Annotated in this window: 14 protein-coding genes and 1 pseudogene; 11 read left to right on the top strand and 4 right to left on the bottom strand. The window is 37.6% G+C overall.

Annotated features, from left to right (window positions below; genetic code table 11):
- Nucleotides 1-45: 45 nt before the first annotated feature.
- The 5 genes and pseudogenes from ACQQ2I_RS11715 to ACQQ2I_RS11695 all read left to right on the top strand — a co-directional run bounded on the left by ACQQ2I_RS11715 (nucleotide 46) and on the right by ACQQ2I_RS11695 (nucleotide 7,765).
- Nucleotides 46-738 (top strand): response regulator transcription factor, encoded by a 693-nt coding sequence (locus ACQQ2I_RS11715; protein WP_431026979.1) that lies wholly within the window; start codon nucleotides 46-48, stop codon nucleotides 736-738.
- Nucleotides 725-2,791, top strand: coding sequence for a histidine kinase dimerization/phospho-acceptor domain-containing protein (locus ACQQ2I_RS11710; protein WP_431026978.1), 2,067 nt, complete (start codon nucleotides 725-727; stop codon nucleotides 2,789-2,791). Before ACQQ2I_RS11715 ends, ACQQ2I_RS11710 begins: the two co-directional genes overlap by 14 nt.
- 304 nt (nucleotides 2,792-3,095) lie before the next feature.
- A pseudogene (gene splB / locus ACQQ2I_RS11705) lies at nucleotides 3,096-4,128 on the top strand (spore photoproduct lyase).
- 481 nt (nucleotides 4,129-4,609) lie between these two features.
- Complete coding sequence (locus tag ACQQ2I_RS11700) at nucleotides 4,610-5,926, top strand: GHKL domain-containing protein (RefSeq protein ID WP_431026977.1); 1,317 nt, start codon at nucleotides 4,610-4,612, stop codon at nucleotides 5,924-5,926.
- Nucleotides 5,927-6,454: 528 nt separating this feature from the next.
- Nucleotides 6,455-7,765 (top strand): sensor histidine kinase, encoded by a 1,311-nt coding sequence (locus ACQQ2I_RS11695; RefSeq protein WP_431026976.1) that lies wholly within the window; start codon nucleotides 6,455-6,457, stop codon nucleotides 7,763-7,765.
- Nucleotides 7,766-7,817: 52 nt separating this feature from the next.
- On the opposite strand, the gene ACQQ2I_RS11690 is transcribed toward ACQQ2I_RS11695, so the two are convergent.
- Nucleotides 7,818-9,233, bottom strand: coding sequence for a LysM peptidoglycan-binding domain-containing protein (locus tag ACQQ2I_RS11690; RefSeq protein ID WP_431026975.1), 1,416 nt, complete (start codon nucleotides 9,231-9,233; stop codon nucleotides 7,818-7,820).
- A gap of 179 nt (nucleotides 9,234-9,412) precedes the next feature.
- Between ACQQ2I_RS11690 and ACQQ2I_RS11685 the strand changes: the two genes are divergently transcribed.
- On the top strand, nucleotides 9,413-10,051 hold the full coding sequence (locus ACQQ2I_RS11685; protein WP_431030498.1) for an FMN-dependent NADH-azoreductase: 639 nt from the start codon (nucleotides 9,413-9,415) through the stop codon (nucleotides 10,049-10,051).
- 214 nt (nucleotides 10,052-10,265) lie between these two features.
- Nucleotides 10,266-10,490: a DUF1540 domain-containing protein gene (locus ACQQ2I_RS11680; protein ID WP_431026974.1), complete on the top strand. Its 225-nt coding sequence runs from the start codon at nucleotides 10,266-10,268 to the stop codon at nucleotides 10,488-10,490.
- A 241-nt stretch (nucleotides 10,491-10,731) separates the two neighbouring features.
- Here the strand turns inward: ACQQ2I_RS11680 and ACQQ2I_RS11675 are convergent, their stop codons facing one another.
- Nucleotides 10,732-11,184: a transposase gene (locus ACQQ2I_RS11675; protein WP_431026973.1), complete on the bottom strand. Its 453-nt coding sequence runs from the start codon at nucleotides 11,182-11,184 to the stop codon at nucleotides 10,732-10,734.
- Between the two features lie 101 nt (nucleotides 11,185-11,285).
- Here ACQQ2I_RS11675 and ACQQ2I_RS11670 point away from each other — a divergent pair, with 101 nt between their 5' ends.
- Nucleotides 11,286-12,614: an IS3 family transposase gene (locus ACQQ2I_RS11670; protein WP_431026972.1), complete on the top strand. Its 1,329-nt coding sequence runs from the start codon at nucleotides 11,286-11,288 to the stop codon at nucleotides 12,612-12,614.
- Nucleotides 12,615-12,623: 9 nt separating this feature from the next.
- Here ACQQ2I_RS11670 and ACQQ2I_RS11665 read toward each other — a convergent pair whose 3' ends face one another.
- Nucleotides 12,624-13,427 (bottom strand): IS110 family transposase, encoded by an 804-nt coding sequence (locus ACQQ2I_RS11665; protein ID WP_431026971.1) that lies wholly within the window; start codon nucleotides 13,425-13,427, stop codon nucleotides 12,624-12,626.
- Between the two features lie 441 nt (nucleotides 13,428-13,868).
- Nucleotides 13,869-14,501, bottom strand: a complete 633-nt coding sequence (locus ACQQ2I_RS11660; protein ID WP_431026970.1) for a hypothetical protein — start codon at nucleotides 14,499-14,501, stop codon at nucleotides 13,869-13,871.
- Between the two features lie 265 nt (nucleotides 14,502-14,766).
- Here ACQQ2I_RS11660 and rpoN point away from each other — a divergent pair, with 265 nt between their 5' ends.
- The 3 genes from rpoN (at nucleotide 14,767) to ACQQ2I_RS11645 (ending at nucleotide 18,451) form a co-directional block, all read left to right on the top strand.
- The gene (rpoN, locus tag ACQQ2I_RS11655) at nucleotides 14,767-16,059 is read left to right on the top strand and encodes an RNA polymerase factor sigma-54 (protein ID WP_431026969.1); all 1,293 of its coding nucleotides are present in this window, start codon (nucleotides 14,767-14,769) and stop codon (nucleotides 16,057-16,059) included.
- 357 nt (nucleotides 16,060-16,416) lie between these two features.
- Nucleotides 16,417-17,208: an enoyl-CoA hydratase/isomerase family protein gene (locus ACQQ2I_RS11650; protein WP_431026968.1), complete on the top strand. Its 792-nt coding sequence runs from the start codon at nucleotides 16,417-16,419 to the stop codon at nucleotides 17,206-17,208.
- A 463-nt stretch (nucleotides 17,209-17,671) separates the two neighbouring features.
- A complete protein-coding gene (locus ACQQ2I_RS11645) occupies nucleotides 17,672-18,451 on the top strand; it encodes an enoyl-CoA hydratase/isomerase family protein (RefSeq protein WP_431026967.1) in 780 nt (259 codons plus the stop codon).
- Nucleotides 18,452-18,457: the final 6 nt, after the last annotated feature.

Here is an 18,457-nt window from a genome sequence, read left to right as displayed (position 1 = left end):
ATCCTATAGGGGTGATCACATGAGCCGAAAGCGATGGAGGAGTGAATGGAATTGAACATTTTGATTTGTGATGATGATAAAGAAATTGTCAGGGCGATTAGCATTTATTTAGAAAATGAAGGATATCAAGTATTCAAAGCATACAACGGGGTAGAGGCGATTGACCTTATTCGCGATCACACAATTCACCTCATTATTATGGATATTATGATGCCGAAAATGGATGGCATTACGGCGACGATGAAGATTCGGCAAGAGAACATGATTCCGTTAATTATGCTTTCTGCTAAATCGGAGGATCATGACAAAATACTCGGTTTAAATATCGGAGCGGATGATTATATGGCTAAGCCTTTTAACCCGCTAGAACTCGTAGCCAGGGTGAAATCGCAGCTCAGAAGGTATACGACATTTGGTAGCCTTGAGGTGAACAGTTCTGTACATCAAACGGGTGGGCTCACGATTGATGATGAACGGAAAATCATTACTGTGGATAAAGAAGAGGTTCATTTGACACCAGTACAGTATAAAATTTTAAAGCTTCTTACAGCAAATGCGGGGAGAGTCTTCACCATTGAAGAAATTTATGAAAAAGTATGGAATGAAAGGGCCATCAATCCAGAAAATACAGTGGCGGTTCATATTCGGAAGATTCGAGAAAAAATCGAAATTAATCCGAAAGAGCCAAAGTATTTAAAAGTAGTTTGGGGAGTGGGGTATAAAGTTGAGAAATATTAGTCATGCACTTATTACGAAAGTGTTAGTATTTGTGCTTGCGATCGTTTGTATCACAGGGACAATAAAGGCTATCATCGACACGGAATTTGTATATGAGGCCGATTTTAGCAGTATATATCACAATCATTATTTTGAAAGCTGGGCATTCGCTGGTGAAACTCAAGGGCTTACTACTGTCCTCACACAATTAATTAGTAAATATAAAAGTGAAGAATATATTTTAAGCGGTAAAGCACTGGCTGAAGAAGAGATGAGAGAGATTGAAGAAGAGTTGTTTTATGATTACCGTTATTCGTACAGATATAATCCGAATTTAAGTGAAGTGGAAAATAATCGTATTTATCAAGAACAATATGCAGATGACATAAATTACAAAAAAGACGCAAAAATAAGAGAACAGGTAAGAGATTTTTATCGGTTACTTGACACACTCGAATCACAAGAAGGCATCGTGTATTATGCGACTGACGGAGAGCATGTCTTCTCTAATAGTGAACGAACGAAGCGAGAGCAATTTGAATCATTTAGTGCGTATATGCTATATGAGGATTATCAACAAAAAATTTACCCAGATGAAGTGAAAGAAAATAGGTACTTTAATTATTTCACACACGAAATTGAACAATTAAATCCGCAAACGGATATTATTTATGTCGCGTTTACAGAGCCGTTCTTACAACAAAAAATAACGGAATGGGAAAAAGATAAAGAGATTGCTACACGTAATTTTTATGAATTCATTGTATTTTTAGCTGGATTTATTTTATCCTTTGTGTATTTAGTCATTGTAATTGGCAGAACATCATTTAAAGATACAGAAATTCATTTTAATGTTATCGACAAGCTATATAATGACCTTAATATTTTGTTAATTACTTGTCTAATACCGATGTGGATAGCGGTGATGGATACAATGATTGTTGAAGGTGTGCATGAGCTGTACATGCTTATCACCGTACCAATTTATATTATTGCGTTACTGCTGATTTTATCGCTCATCAAGCATATGAAAAATAGAACATTGCTGCAGCATACACTCATTTATCAAATTCTCTATAAGGTCTTTATCTGGGGAAAAAATGTATTTGATAGTGGGCGTACAGGGGTGAAAATTGCGCTACTTGTTATTGGTTATCCATTAATAGTGGCAGCAACATTTTTCATGTTTCCTATTACGATCGGGCTAGCTGTTTGGTTTGCGATGAGAAAGGTAAAGTCGTTTAACCGCATTAAAGAAGGCGTGGAGCAAATTAAAAATGGGGATCTTCATCATCGAATTGACGTAGATGGAACAGGGGAGTTTAGCCAACTTGCAGAAAATATTAATCGTATTACGGATGGATTGAAAAATTCTGTAGATAGTGAGATTAAGAGTGAGCGTTTAAAAACAGAGCTTATTACGAATGTTTCGCATGATATTCGAACGCCTTTAACGTCCATTATTACGTATGTGGATTTGTTAAAAATAGAAAACGACCCTGAAAAAATTGCTGAATATATCGATGTATTAGATCAAAAATCGAAAAGGTTGAAGCTACTAACGGACGATTTATTTGAAGCGGCTAAAGCATCAAGTGGAAATATGCCTGTGCAGTTAGAGCGAATTGATATCGTATCATTAATCACACAAGGCATCGGCGAAATGGATGAAAAAATTGAAGCATCGTCATTAGATTTTAAGCTATCGCACCCAACCGAAAAGGTGTATGTAAGGGCAGATGGTAAACTCCTATGGCGCTCGATTGAAAACTTATTCTCAAATATTTTTAAATACGCACAGCCTGCATCAAGGGTATATATTGATGTTGAAGATGTAGGGAATGAAATACGCGTGACATTCAAAAATATTTCTGCCTATGAATTAAATATTTCCGCAGAGGAGTTAATGGAACGCTTTAAGCGCGGTGATGAATCGAGGTCAAGCCAGGGAAGCGGATTAGGGTTATCGATTGCTGAAAGCCTCATTGATATACAACACGGAAAGTTTATTGTTCAAGTAGATGGTGATTTATTTAAGGCAATGATTTCTTTACCGAAATTTCCAAACGGATAATTATTAAGGATTGCTGGGAGTGTACTGAAAGTTTTTACTTTCTGGGCACTCCCTTCTTTTGATTTCTCTTATAAGAGGAACTTTTTTTATATAAAGAAATATTCACTTTTATCGTAGCACAAGCCTTCCTATGCAAGATTTTTAATTTAATTTGGCAGTTTACACCGAGTTATAAATCCTTCTTTATAAGCCAACCTAAATGCACTGACATTAGAGGAAGGTGATGTTGTGTGAAAGGGAATGAATATGGGCGATATGTCGACTCAATATGCATAAGGAATACGTATTACAGGAGAGAACTAATATGAATAAACCGTTCATCCCTCAGCTTGTTTATTTTGAACCGAAAGCACTGGAGTATCCGCTAGGAAGAGAACTGAAAGAAAAATTTGAAAAGCTAGGTGTTGAGATTCGCTATACGACCTCTCATAACCAGGTGCGAAACCTGCCAGGAGACAATGAATTTCAACAGTATCGGATGGCCAAATCGACACTTGTGGTGGGCATTCGAAAGACGCTGAAGTTTGACACATCGAAGCCATCTGCGGAATATGCGATCCCATTTGCGACCGGCTGTATGGGGCATTGTCATTATTGCTATTTACAAACGACGATGGGAAGCAAGCCTTATGTCCGTACATATGTGAATGTGGATGAGATTTTGGCAGCGGCGGATGCGTATATAGCGGAACGTGCACCGGACATTACACGATTTGAAGCTTCTTGTACGTCTGATATTGTCGGCATTGACCATTTAACACATACGCTAAAAAGAGCAATTGAACATTTTGGTCAAACGGAACACGGGAGATTACGGTTTGTGACGAAATTTCACCATGTTGATCATTTACTTGATGCGAAACATAACGGGCATACCCGATTTCGTTTTAGCATCAATGCCGATTATGTCATTAAACACTTTGAACCAGGCACTTCGCCATTAGCTCAGCGAATTGAGGCAGCTGGAAAAGTCGCGAGAGCGGGCTATCCACTAGGGTTCATCGTCGCACCGATTTACTTGCACGAAGGTTGGAAAGAAGGCTACTATCATATGTTTGAGCGCTTAGACGCAGAGTTACCACAAGACGCTCGGGATGATATTACGTTTGAGTTTATTCAGCACCGATTTACGAAGCCTGCTAAAAAGGTCATCCAAAAAAAAAAACTATCCGAAGACGAAGTTAACGTTAGATGAATCGACAAGGCGGTATAAATGGGGGAAGTACGGCATCGGTAAATACATTTATCAAAAAGAAGAAGAGGAAGATATCAAAAAGTATTTAAGTGAGTATATGGAAAAATTCTTTCCAAATGCGAAGTTTGAATATTTTACTTGAATAGTTTCTAGACCGTTATCAAGAAAATAGGGGCTACCTAAACATAAGTATTTGTGGATTAGCCCCTTTTTTAGTTTGGACAAGGACAGGCTTTCTGAGACATTTTCACCATATTTAACGAGAGTAAAATATATCAAGTTAGGGATAAATTGTTTATTTAAACATTAAAATGAATGTTTTTTACAAGTGCTCTCTGCTTGTATGACAGGAGTATATTTATACTTGTTGATATTATGATAGAATAATGACAACATATTTATTCACAAATGAGTTAATCAGAGGCGGATTTGTGGTACTTAGGAAGGTGGATGAAGAACAGATTAGGTGAAAGGTGTCTGATTCTGTCTATATCATTTAGTATTAGAGTTGCTAATCTATCTAGACAAAATATTTTGCAAAAGCCCTGAATTAGGTAGGTTTCGTAGTTCAATTGTATGGTATAAAGGGGATTTGAATATAGAGATAAGGATGTACAATTTTTATGAAGAGACATAAAATAAGGTTGATTTTTATTTTAGCCGCTGTTTTATTATTGGTTTTTATTAGTATAAGTTTGTATTCCACATCTGTAAGGACGAAGATGACAGTGGAAGAGTCCATTGTAAATCAAAGTCTAACGGCGGCGAAATCGATTGCTTCAGCAATGGATATTGATACATATGAACAGTTTTTAAGTAACCGAGCGCGCACGGAACAGTATTGGAAGATTCGAAATTATTTAAATGACGCAAGGGAAAAAACAGGGGCTTTGTATGTGTATACAATGGAGGTTGACAACCCAAAAGTGTCAACAGCATTGATAGTAGGACATCCCCAAAGTAAAGAATTTAAAAACGATTTTCCAATAGGGGAGGTCAGTAGTGTACCGGAAGAGCAAGTGAGATTCGCTTATTTTGAAAGGAAACCATTTGTGACAGACATCATTGAGGATACTCGGTATGGTACTTATTTAACGGTTGGCGTACCAATTAAAGGTGAAAAGGGGCAAATTATTGGTTATCTGGGGGTCGATATAAGTGCAGAGACAATCGAGAGTATTCAAAACACGGTTCAAGAAAATAATGTGAAAATTTTTGAACTCAATGTCGTATTTACTTTAGGGGTTATTGCTTCCTTTTTACTTTTACAAAGTTGGTATCAAAAAGAAGTAGCGACAGAAGTAGGGTATACGGAAGATACATATCAAAATGAAATTAGAACATTAATTGCCTCTGTTTCTTCCTTAAGACATGATTTTACAAATCATATTCAAGTGATGCATGGGCTTTTAAAAATCGGAGCTGTGGATGAGGCGGAGAACTATGTAAACGCTTTATATAAAGAAGCGCAGGCAATTCAATCGATTAAACTCAATATTGATCACCCAGGTCTTTCCATATTGTTGCAAACGAAAAAATTAGCTGCGCAAAATCACCAGATCGAGATGGATATTACGACTGCTCATCATTCCTTCGATCAACTGAAAACAACGGATTTGATTAAAATATTGTCCAATTTAATTGATAATGCGATGGATGCAGCGCTAGAATTACAAGAGCATGAGCGTAAAATAGCAGTTATTTGTGAAGCGAATGAGACGCATTATATATTCAAAATTATCAATACCGGACCTAACATTGTCGATAGGGAACGGATTTTTCACCAAGGCTATACGACAAAAAAAGAACAGCAAGGAAAGGAAAGAGGCCAAGGGTTGTTTATCGTAAAGGAAATCGTCCATAAATATGACGGTCATATTTCGATTGATTCAACAAGTCATTTAGAGACAACCGCTATTGTAGAAATTCCTTTAAAATAAGCATGAAGGGGCATCGGATTTAGATAGCCCCTAATTTTTTTTAAACCTAACATAAACGGACTGCAGCGATGCCACCACCATTTTGAATGATGTTTCTAACAATCCCCCCAAAAAAGCATACCGCTATTACGAGCGTTTGAACACGAAGTATTTCTACCGAATTATCTTTGTAAGCCGTGTAGTAAAATCGTAAACGGCACCCACAATATCCATTCAGATATTTAATCGAACCCCTCTATATTAGTGCTCCTTAAAGTGTTTGAAAATCTGTTTTATTTAAACATTAAAATGACTGTTTTTTATAAGTAATCTCTACTTATATGATAGGAATATTTTCATACTTGCTAATAATATGATAGAATACTAACAATGTAACTTACTCACTAGCGGTTTAATGAAGAACGTTTATTTATAGGGCTTAAGGGGCGTATTTTTATGCTCAAACGTTCTATAATTACGCACTTACTATAATCTAATAGTTCGTTATAAAGAGGTTTTTAATATACATATAAGGATGTACAGTTTTTTATGAAGAGACATAAAATAAGGCGGATCTTTATTTTAGCCGTTGTTTTATTAGTAGTTTTTATTAGTGTCAGTTTGTATATTACAACGTTAAGGACGAAGGTCATCGTTGAAGAATCGATTGCCAATCAAAGTTTAGCAGCGGCACAGTCTATTGCCGCTGCTATGGATATTGACACATACGAAAAGTTTTTAAATAATCCTGTGCGTAATGAACACTATTGGGCAATCAGAAATTATTTAACTGATGCAAGTGAAAAAATAGGCGCTTTGTATGTGTATACACTTGAGATTGATAATCCGAAAGTATCCAAGTCAATGGTTATTGGTGGACCGAAAGAGGTAGCGGATAAGATTGCGATAGGAGAATTTTGTACTGTACCGGAAGCGCAGGTGGCAGGTGCTTATTATAAAAAAATATCCTATGCCACAAAGATCATTGAAGATCCCCAATATGGTACTTATTTAACGGTTGGAGCACCGATTAAGAAAGAAGATGGACAAGTAATCGGCTATTTAGGTATTGATATTAGTGTAGAAACAATGAATGAAATTAAATTAGTAGCAATAGAAAATAATTTATTTCTTCTTTTTATCAATAGTATTTTTATCTTCATTGTAATTATTTCCTTTTGGCTTTTACAAAGATGGTATCAAAAAGAAGTCGCAACAGAAGTAGGCTATACAGAAGATACGTATCAAAACGAAATTAAAACATTAATCGCCTCTGTCTCTTCTTTAAGACATGATTTTACGAATCATATTCAGGTGATGCATGGGCTTTTAAAAATCGAGGCTGTTGATGAAGCGGAAAAATATGTGGACGCTTTATATAAAGAAGCGCAGGCAATTGAATCAATTAAACTAAATATCGATCATCCGGGTCTTTCGATTTTATTGCAAACGAAAAAACTAGCTGCACAAAATCATCAGATTGACATAGATATTACAGCTTTTCATCATTCCTTTAATCAACTGAAAACAACGGATTTGATTAAAATATTGTCAAACTTAATTGATAATGCGATGGATGCAGCGCTAGAGTTACCGGAGCATGAGCGTAAAATTGTAGTTATTTGTGAAGCGAATGAGACACATTATATATTTAAAATTATCAATACCGGACCTAACCTTGTCGATAAGGAACAGATTTTCCAAATGGGCTATACGACAAAAAAAGAACAGCAAGGAAAGGAAAGAGGACAAGGATTGTTTATCGTAAAGGAAATTGTCCATAAATATGACGGTCATATTTCGATTGAATCAACAAATCCTTTAGAGACAACCGCTATTGTAGAAATTCCTTTAAAATAAGTGTAAGAGGGGCATCCGAGAGTCATTCTGGGATGCCCCTTTTCTAGTGAGCTTAATACGTTAATTTTCGAATGATAAAGTTATCGTCTAATAGTACCCAATTTTGAGGGAATGGGTAGCCTAATACCCAGTAGCTGATGCCTTGTAAGTTATATTCTTTCACTAAATCAAATTTAGCTTGTGCACTTCTGGCGTCTTCAAACCATACCTCATGCTGCTGACCTTGTTCATCTACATAACGGAAAAATGGGGATTGCGCGGTTGTATCATATTGAATGGTGACACCATATTGGTTCGCACGTCGAATGGCCTCTTGGGCACTAATTGTTTCGGCTTCTTGTCCTTTCGTGTGTGGTACTTTCCAATCCCTTGCGTAAATTTGAAAACCTAAAAAGAGTTTATCGGCTGGTATAACAGATAAGGCATATTCGACAACACTTCTCATTTGATTGATAGGTGAGATTGCTGTTGGTGGTCCGCCTCTCCAACCCCATTCATAGGTCATTAATACGACAAAATCAACAATCTTGCCATGCGCCTCGTAGTCATGTGCTTCATACAAGAGACCTTGCTGTGTGGAGCTTGTTTTCGGCGCAACAGCAGTGGAGACAAAATAGTCCTTTGGATGCAGTCTGTCTACAGCCAGTTGGAGAAAGGCATTATAATGTTCACGATCTTCTGGGAGTACATTTTCAAAATCAACGTTGATCCCTTTATAGCCTTTTGCATCCATCACTTGAAGAATATTGGTCATTAATTTTTCTCGTAAATCAGGACTGGCTAAAACGATATGCGCTAAATTAGATCCAGCTTCTGTTGAAGTGAAGTTTGTAATAGACATCATTGGTATGACACCATGAGCTTTTGCTGCGGCTAGCATTAAATCATCATCAAATGGCTCTAATGTTCCATCTTCTTTCACCATATAAGCAAATGGACTGACGTATGTGAATAAAGGGCTGAGTGTATTGATAGATTTAGCCCCAGCTTCATCACTTTGATACGTATAGGCATTTACCTCAATCGTTGGCTTTGCCCTTGGGATGATTAGTTGTACGCCAGCATAAATAATATTTGGATTTTGAATTTGATTGGCGTCAATAATTGCTTGAGTAGAAATACTATACAGTTTGGCGATTTGCCATAGTGTTTCCCCAGGTTGAACAACGTGGATGATAGGTGGAATATACAGTCGCATACCGGGATAGAGAACATCTGGATTTGGCAGTTCGTTTGTGAGGATAATAGAATTAACCGAAACGCCGTACCGCTGTGCAATCGTCCATAACGTTTCTCCTTGTTTCACCGTATGCATGGATCCAGGTACAGGAATCAGGATCGATTGGCCAATCAATAGTTGGTCTGGATCTGGTAGTTGATTGATTTGCTGGATGGCATTTACATGGATGTTGTAACGATTCGCTAATTCCCAAAGTGACGCGCCTTTACGAACAACATGAATAATCAATTTACAGCTCCTTTTGATTGATATGTTACTGCATCATATGCTTGTTCATACAGGATAATAAAAAATAATGTTTTTTGCTATGTGTATTAGAGCCTCTTTTCTAACAATGAGATTGGATTTACATAAATGGTACATAATAATCTTGAGTGTGGAAAACTAATGAAGGAAAGAGGATTATGATGAATGTACTAGTCGTAAAAGCAAATAATCGTCCAGATGGCGTTTCAACACGAATGTACGAAGTGTTTATACAACAATTAGAAGAAAAAGAAAACATTCATGTGACAACATTCGATGTATTTAAAGAAGATATGCCTTATTTTGGCCAAGATATATATAATGCTTACGGTAAATTAGAAAATAATGAAGAATTAACGCAATTAGAGGCACGTTTAATTACGGCACAGCAAAAAGCACAGCAAGCGATCAAAGAGGCTGATGTTGTAGTATTTGCCTTTCCGTTATGGAATTTAACGATTCCAGCGCCATTACACACATTTTTTGATTACACATATGCCGTCAACTTTGGCTTTAAATATAATTCGGAAGGGAAGTTAGTTCAATTATTAACGGATAAAAAATCTGTAATATTAAATGCGCGTGGTGGTATATACTCCGCCCCAGAAGCAGCGCCAATGGAAATGGCTGTGAACTATGTACGTAATGTGGTAGTGAACATTTTTGGCATGGCTTTAATCGATGAAGTGATTATTGAAGGGCATAATGCAAACCCACAGGAAGCAAATGCAATTGTTGCTGCTGGAATCGAAAAAGTAAAGGCGGCAGCCCATAAAGTAGCCGCATTAGTGGAGATGTAGTCGTATAGTGAATTGATGAAAGCAGCTGTCACAGCTGCTTTTTTAATATGCTAAAATTGATACCATTTTTGGTACAAAAGTGCAAAAAAGTTATGATAAAAGAAAATAAAAACTCCTCCAAGTGGGCAAGATACATTATGAAGAGTACGAAAAAGGAGTTAATATGCCTCTTTTGTATATTTCTTCAAGTATCACATCAAGGAGGAGAAGCATTATGCCAACTGTTGAAGTAAACTGTACTGTATCGAATTGTGTATTCCATGCCACGGGAAATATTTGTGGAGCCGAAAAAATCAACGTTGATATGGATCACCATCCCGATTATAAGAACAAAGCGAATACAGAGTTTGCTGCTGATTTCGACTTCCGCAAAATTACTGAAGAGGCAAGCCATTCTTCTGATACGTGCTGTAAGACGTTCAAACCGAAAGGGAAATAAGAAGGTACATGAACGAATAGTACACATTTTGCAAAAAAGGGGTCGTCTGAAAAGACATTTTGAGACGGCACCTTTCTTACCTCTAGTCAATAGATTTTGCAAAAATAATTAATGCGAAGAGATGACTTTTTTGTTTAGGAGGGGGTACCCCCTCCTAAACAAAAAAATTTCCCATGCCAAAAAGACCTAACGATTTTTCGTTTTTTCGCAAGGTCCATTGTGTTATAGTAGGGGTAATCGATTACGAATAGTTGGTAGCTGCTTCGTAAGCATAGGTTATCCCGTGTGTAATAAGGTGAAATGCGACTTTCAAGAACTTATTCATACACGCCACACACGCAACTTTATGGGGCTTCCCCTGAGGTTGCGTTTTTAATTTATCGTAATACTCTACGAAATGATTTTTTGTTTTTTGACGTAATGTAATCATCGTTTTCACCATAAAGAACAAGATTTTTCGCAAATGGCGGTTCCCACGACGATTAATGATATCTTTCATCTCATATTTACCAGATTGATAGACACGTACATCGATTCCTACATATGCATTTAATTGCTTATGTGTTTTAAAACGGCGGATATCTCCTAACTCCCCAATAATCCGGACAGCCGTTGTTTCACCGATACCTGGAAATGACATCAACACCTGATATTCCACTTTTTCTTCTGAAAGTGCCACCATCTGCTTGATCAATTAATATGGTACCTGTAGTTAGGACACTTGAAAAAGAGTGTTTTAACTGCAGGTATTTTTTTATATACTAGACATTCAAGATTAGAGGACTAGAGGCTATTATGAGTAAAATTTTATTTTCACCAAAAGAGGTACAGCTACTTCAAAAGAATCCAAATGTACAACACGTAAGCGAACGAACAATTACCTATACAGATACATTTAAAAGTAAATTTATTGATGAATACTTAACAGGGAAAACACCTCGTCAAATCTTTCAGGAATATGGTTTTGATGAAGCAATCATTGGTATGAAACGAATCGAACAGGCTGCCTTCCGCTGGCGAAAAGCGTACGAAAAAAACGGCTTGATTGGTTTAACAGATACACGAAAAATTGGTTCAGGTAGACCGCTAAAGCGCGAATTAACAGCGACTGAAGTGATTGAAAGACAAGCCGCACGCATTCAACTATTGGAGGGGCAAGTGGAGTTACTAAAAAAGCTAGAAGCGACAGAAAGGAGGCTGTTAAACGACAGTCAAAAACGAAGCACAAGTAAGGTGTATCAACTGATTTCAGACACACTGGCTCAGCATCCATTTAAACGCATGGTGGCTTATTTTTGTGACCTATTAAACGTTTCTCGCTCTGGTTATTATCGTTTCTTAAAGACCAGTGACATGCGAGCAGCGAACGAACGGAAGGATTTAGAAGCGAGAGATTTGATTTTAAAAGCGTTTAATCGCCGTGGTTATAAAAAGGGCTCTCGCTCCATCAAAATGACACTCGAACATGACTTCCAGTGCGTCATGAGCCGTAAAAAGATCCAGCGAATTATGCGCAAGTACGGGATTGTGTGCCCTCACCGCAGACCGAATCCCTATAAACAAATGGCGAAAGCAACGAAAGCACATCGCGTCGTGCCAAATAAATTGAATCGTGAATTTAAACAAAGGGTACCTGGAAAATTACTCTTAACCGACATCACCTATTTGCCATATAACGGAAAGCGTATGGCTTATTTGTCGACCGTAAAAGATGCCTCTACCAACGAAATTTTAGCTTATCATGTCTCCGATCGAATCACGTTAGATATCGCAACGAAAACGATTGAAAAATTAGTCCGCAATCAGAAAATCAAGCTCCAACCAGACGCCTTTATCCATTCAGATCAAGGGGTACATTATACAAGCCCAAAATATCAAAAGTTATTAAAGAAACATAGGCTAGGTCAATCGATGTCACGCCGAGGAAACTGTTGGGACAATGCGCCACAGGAATCCTTTTTCGGTCATTTTAAAGATGAAGTAGACTTTGAATCTGTGCAAACACTTGATGCCCTAAAAGCGAAGATTCATCACTACATGGTCTATTACAACAATTATCGTTATCAATGGAATCTAAAAAAGATGGCCCCTGCGCAATACAGGAACCATCTCTTAGTTGCGTAATCTCTTTTTTTACTGTGTCCTTGACATAGGTACCACTTTAAATTGCTCTTTCTTTTCTTTTAATTCCGCTATTCTTTGAGCATAATCGCGTACTTGATCACATCGAACATCTTGATTGGATAGGGCTGGGTAAGAATCCTTCGCTGCCGCTAATAAGCATTCGGCTTTTTCCTCTGCTCGTTTAAGCGAAAGGTTTTTTCGTGTATTTTGCTTTAACCGATTACGAATGATTGTTTTCGAATGAGCAAGTACCTCATCAGGGTGTGGATACAATTGCACAATATTTAGAAAGAGCGCAGAACGTGTAGAAAAGAGTGTTTCGAGTTCTGGGAAACTTTGTTGTAAAATGGCATGCATTCGATTATGTAAATGATTGATTTCTGTATCTAGCTCATCATAATAGCGTGACCACGCCCGCATTTGTTTATAATAATCGTCCTCTACATAGGTATGAACACGCTCGTTTCGGAAGTGCGTTTGGGCTAATTTATGCGCATCTGCTGTATCTGTTTTTTGTCTTCTCATGGATTTTGTTTCTTTTTTCGCCTGAACCGGATTCAGACAACAGTAGGGGTAGTGCGTATCTTGCAGAAATTTCTCTAATCCTTTTGAATACACACCTGTTGCTTCGAAGACAATTTCAGGTGCCTGTCCATCCTGTTTGGTGAGCTGCTCTAGTGTTTCATGAAGTTGCTCAAAAGATGGCCGATTATGTAGAATTTCTCCTTCAAACTCGCATTGACGATGGCGGTTGTAAATGACCATCGTACTTTTTCCCATACTGACATCAAATGCCACCACATGTTTGATCATCTTTCCTTCTCCTTTTTAGCCAATCATAGAAGTCTTCACAGTGCCTTATCGATTCCACTTTCTTTACACGATCTCAATGGATCCAACATACTAATCTGATTCAAATAAGGGTGTGAAGTTAGCCTGTTTGCGATACGGATTCTTATTTGATCCAAGGGGCCGTTCGACTTTCCTTCACTTCTACTATAAAAAATAGTAGCACAAACCATGGCCTTGGTTTGTACTACTAATGTTAGTATGTTTGCGACGAGGATGGTGGCATTTTGATGTGACCACCGCAGGAGCAATATTTCTTAATGGATAATTATTAAGGAATAAAGGGGTGTCCAGAAAGTTTTTACTTTCTGGACACCTACTTTTCTATTATCAAGATGCCCTAAATATCCACTCAATTAAAACAAGTATGTTTTGCCAATATAGGAAAGAGACGTCTTCTATGCATTAAAAGGAAAATGTTTGAAGTTTATAATCTAAGTTTTCAAAGCTATCTACTGTAATCGTACTGAGCTGGAAGTAAGTTTGGATTTCTTCGGTTACACCGTTAAAATCATTCGAATCTTCTACTATTAATACATCTAACTGGATAGCTACATCATCAACTTCTGTTTGAAGCAAGCTGGCGATTTCCTGTGCCTTTTCATCTGTTACAGCTTCGTTTGTAATCAGTTTAATGTCAAGCTTTTCGAGATTTGTATTTTGATAAGAGATAGCCTCCGTTATACCTGCTAGATGGGCATTCGTCATAACTAATCCTTTGATACGTTGTTCGATTAATTTGTTTAGCTCGATATTAACATTTTCGGCATAGTATTCCCCGAAAATTTCTCCGTCCCTTACTTCAAAATTATAGACCGCGCGAGTATTTAATGATTGAACGGTTACTTTAAAATCATTGCTAAATGGATTATTCGCTGCTGTCGACTGTGCTATTGTAAAGTCTTCGTTATACATTTCGTTTAATGTGTCGATCGCTTCTTTTTCTTTTTTTGAAGCAGTCGTTGTCAGTGTTAAAATCCCTGCGACAATGACTACTAAAATAAGAGATGCTAAAGTGAGTATTTTTTTTCTTGTCATGTTTTAACTTCCTGTTCTTACATATTTTCATTCTATGATTCTCTATCAATTATAAAGTGGCACTAATGGAAGTGCAATGAAACGGCTGTAGAATGAGGTAGACATGTGAGGGATTTTTGAACGACTAGTTCTTTTTAAATCAGTGAATTCTAGCAAGTATTAATATATGAAGCTTTCAATCTATTACAAAGAATTGTTTGACGGATGTAGAAAAATTCAAGTACAGTAATTTAAAATAGAATTTTCTGAAAATGGAGGGCTAGTTGTGCGTTTACAATTTTCATTAAATCACACTATTACACCGCAGTTATCAACACAACTCATTCAACATTTAAACATTTTACAGCTTTCAAATATTGAACTTGGTGAATTGATTCAAGAAAAATCGTTAGAAAACCCATTGATCGATGCTGTTATAAGTACAATGGAAAAACCTTATGACTGGCTAAAATTTGCAACAGCAAAAGGTTCTCGTTATGGATCAAATTACGAACCGTTGTTTATCAAGCAGGAGTCTGTTTATGATTTGTTGCTAGAACAAATCCCGCTATTTGCTAGTGAGCAAGAGAAAGCGATTTTACGTTATCTAGTTTATGCATTAGATGAGCGACTATTTTTAACAGTAACAGCAAAGGAAGTATCTACTGTATTTTCTATCACTGAAGCACATGCAAAACAGATGATTCAAGTATTACAAACCTTTGAACCAGTAGGAGTAGGGGCGGAAAATGTAATGCAATTTTTTCTGATGCATATCGAAGCAGATGACGATGCCCCAACAGTAGCAAAAGAGTTTATGTTACATGAAACGAAAGCCGTTGCCAAAATGGATTTTACAGCTTTGAGTAAACGTTACAACATGACAGTAGAAGAAGTACTTGAAACGATTGAATATATTAAACAATTGCCACGAACACCAGCGATTACCTTGCATTCATCTGCACCTTTTATTGTACCTGATGTTGCTGTTCAGAAAATTGATGGGCAATGGTTTATTGAATTAAATGAGCATGCGACCCCAAAGATTAAATTGCATGATTTATATGTTGAGTTATTGAAAAATGCAGACAATGACTATTTGCAGGAATGTATGCGTGATTATGTGACACTTGTTCAAGGCATTGATTTTCGTAAAAAAACGTTATATGCAATTGTAGATTATATTGTCACAAATCAGTATCTCTTCCTTGAAAAGGGGATAAAAGGATTGCAGTCGATGGGATTAAAGGATGTAGCGAAAGCCCTTGAAATCCATGAATCGACAGTGAGCCGAGCTATTAAAGGGAAATATATTCAGACACCACATGGTATCATGCCAATTCAACAACTATTTGTAAAAGCCATTAGCAATTCAACACCGAGTGCAATATGTGAGCTTATTCAATCATTAATAGCGGCAGAGCCAACAAATGAGCCGTATAGTGATCAACAAATTGTCTATTTATTGAAACAGGAAGGTATAGACATTTCCCGTAGAACGGTTGCCAAATATCGTGAACAACTAAATATTCCAAGTTCTAAAAAAAGAGCGTATTTATTTTCCTCAAAACTTTCTTGAAAAATAAATGGCATCGGTCGTTCTTTGGAAATCTGAATATTCTACATTTTGCTTAGGGGTAGTACTCGTTAATAGATAAAATTGCTAGTTTGTTCTTCAGTAGATAAAAAATTCTCGGGGCAATAGAATCATATTCAAGAGTAGGCTTTTAGTTTTTACGACTGGCATGTAACTTGCATGTAATGCTAGTAAGCTAGCAAAACAGTTTGAACAGAAATAGGGAGTATTAGAATTCGGATTGTTGTGCTGCTAGCGGTCGTTAGTCATATTCAGTTTCAAGTATGTGTTATGACAATTAATCTTGTTGAGCAGTAGTACATGCCAAAGACATCCATTACAAAATAAGGAGCGATGATGATGAGTAAAGTGTTATTTGAAGTACAAGACCATGTGGCGATTATTACGCTAAACAGTCCAGAAACGGGTAATGCAGTAGGGTTGGAAGTTGCGGAAGAAATATTTGATATTGCCATTCATTGTTCGGAAAATCCGGATATCCGTGCAGTGGTGATTACAGGTGCAGGTCCAGCATTCTCAGTTGGCGGCAATTTAAAATCATTTGCAGCTGATGCTGAGCTTGGTGCACTCATTAAAAAAGTAACCGCTTACTTCCATCAAACTATTTCCTTCTTTAAGAAAATGAATAAGCCATTAATTGGTGCGATTAATGGTGTTGCAGCAGGTGGCGGCATGAGCTTAGCATTAGCATGCGATTTAATTTATTGCTCGGAAAATGCGCGCTTTGTCATGGCTTACAATAAAATCGGTTTTTCTCCAGATGGAGGAGGAAGCTACTTTTTACCGCGCATTGTTGGACTACGCCGCGCCTTTGAATTGCTCTATACAAACCGTGAATTGACAGCGGAAGAGGCTAAAGAATGGGGAATTGTTAATCAAATTTTACCACAGCAAGAGCTATTACCATTTGTAGTAGAGTTAGCAAAACAAATGGCGCAAGGGCCGATGGAAGCATACGGTACAACAAAGCAATTACTTTATCATTCCTTCCAAGAAAGCTTAGATACTCAAATGGCGCTAGAGTCCAATTATTTAGCTGCACGTGCGAGTAGTGCAGAAGGTCGTGAAGGCGTATGTGCCTTTTTAGAAAAACGCCAGCCACGTTTTATCGATGCAGTCATGACAGATTAGTGAGGCGGGTTCGATGAATGTTTACTTTACACGAGGGCAGTAAAGATGGACAGAAGAAGTAATCGTATGCACAATTTGATGGTCAGTGGCTGTTGAATGGTCAAAAGATATTTGTACTACAAGTAGGTGAAGCAGGTTTATTAGTTATTTGTACGCAAACAGTGGTTGGTTTTAAGGTATTTGCAGTAGAAAAAATCAAGTGACACTGATAAGCCAACAAACAATAGGTTGACAGTTGTAAACTTGTCAAATGTCAATGCACAGTGTTTGGGAAATGACCTTTCGTAGCATTTACGTTTACAGATGACAGCTTTACAAATGGAATACTAGAAAGCATTCAATTTACGTTTATGGTCGAATCGTGCAGCTGCGACAGGATTATTGTACGGTATGTCAATGGTGCACTAGCGGAACTATTAAAGTAAAAAGTACAAGCAGTGCATATGGCGGAGGAGGACAGGAAATGAAGAAAGTACTTTATAGCATTGTAGATAATGTAGCGGTTATTACGATGAATGATGAGCAAAGCCGTAATGCCTTATCAACGCAGATGACGGAAGAATTGATTGCAGCTTTGACGAAAGCAAATGAAGATACACATATTGGCGCAATCGTTTTAACAGGTGCGGGTTCAAGCTTTTGTGCAGGTGGTAACCTAGCGGAGTTTAAGCAGTTTTTAGAAATGGATGTTCCTGAACTGTATGAAGATGGGCTAAGTAGTACGCGTTTATTTCAAATGCGAAACCAGCTAATAAAACCGGTTATTGGTGCAATCAATGGTCCAGCACTTGGTGGTGGCACAGGACTTGCAGCTTTATGTCATATAGCGATTGGTTCAGAAAAATCTAAGCTTGGTTTAACTGAACTGAAGCTTGGCCTTGTTCCGTACGTTATTTTGCCACTAGTGAGACGTGCTGTCGGCGAACGACGTATGATGGAACTAATGCTTAGTGCTCGAGTACTTGATGCGAATGAAGCAAAGGAAGTCGGTTTACTGCACGAAGTTGTGCCACATGGGCAACTGTTAGAAAGCGCGTTACTACAAGCAAAAGCAATTGCTAGCTATAGCCCACTTGGGGTGAAAATGGCATTACGCGCCTTTGAAGAGACTGCAGAAATGGGTGTGGAAGAGGCGATGCGCGTGCTATCCACGATGCGACTTATTAGCTTTAAAAGTGAGGATTTACGAGAAGGAGCAAAAGCCTTTTTAGAAAAACGGAGCCCGCAGTGGTCTGGAAAATAGGGGTGA

Source organism: Lysinibacillus sp. LZ02 (assembly GCF_050613145.1).
Taxonomy (GTDB): Bacteria; Bacillota; Bacilli; order Bacillales_A; family Planococcaceae; genus Lysinibacillus_B.
This window is presented reverse-complemented; position numbering and strand designations above follow the sequence as displayed.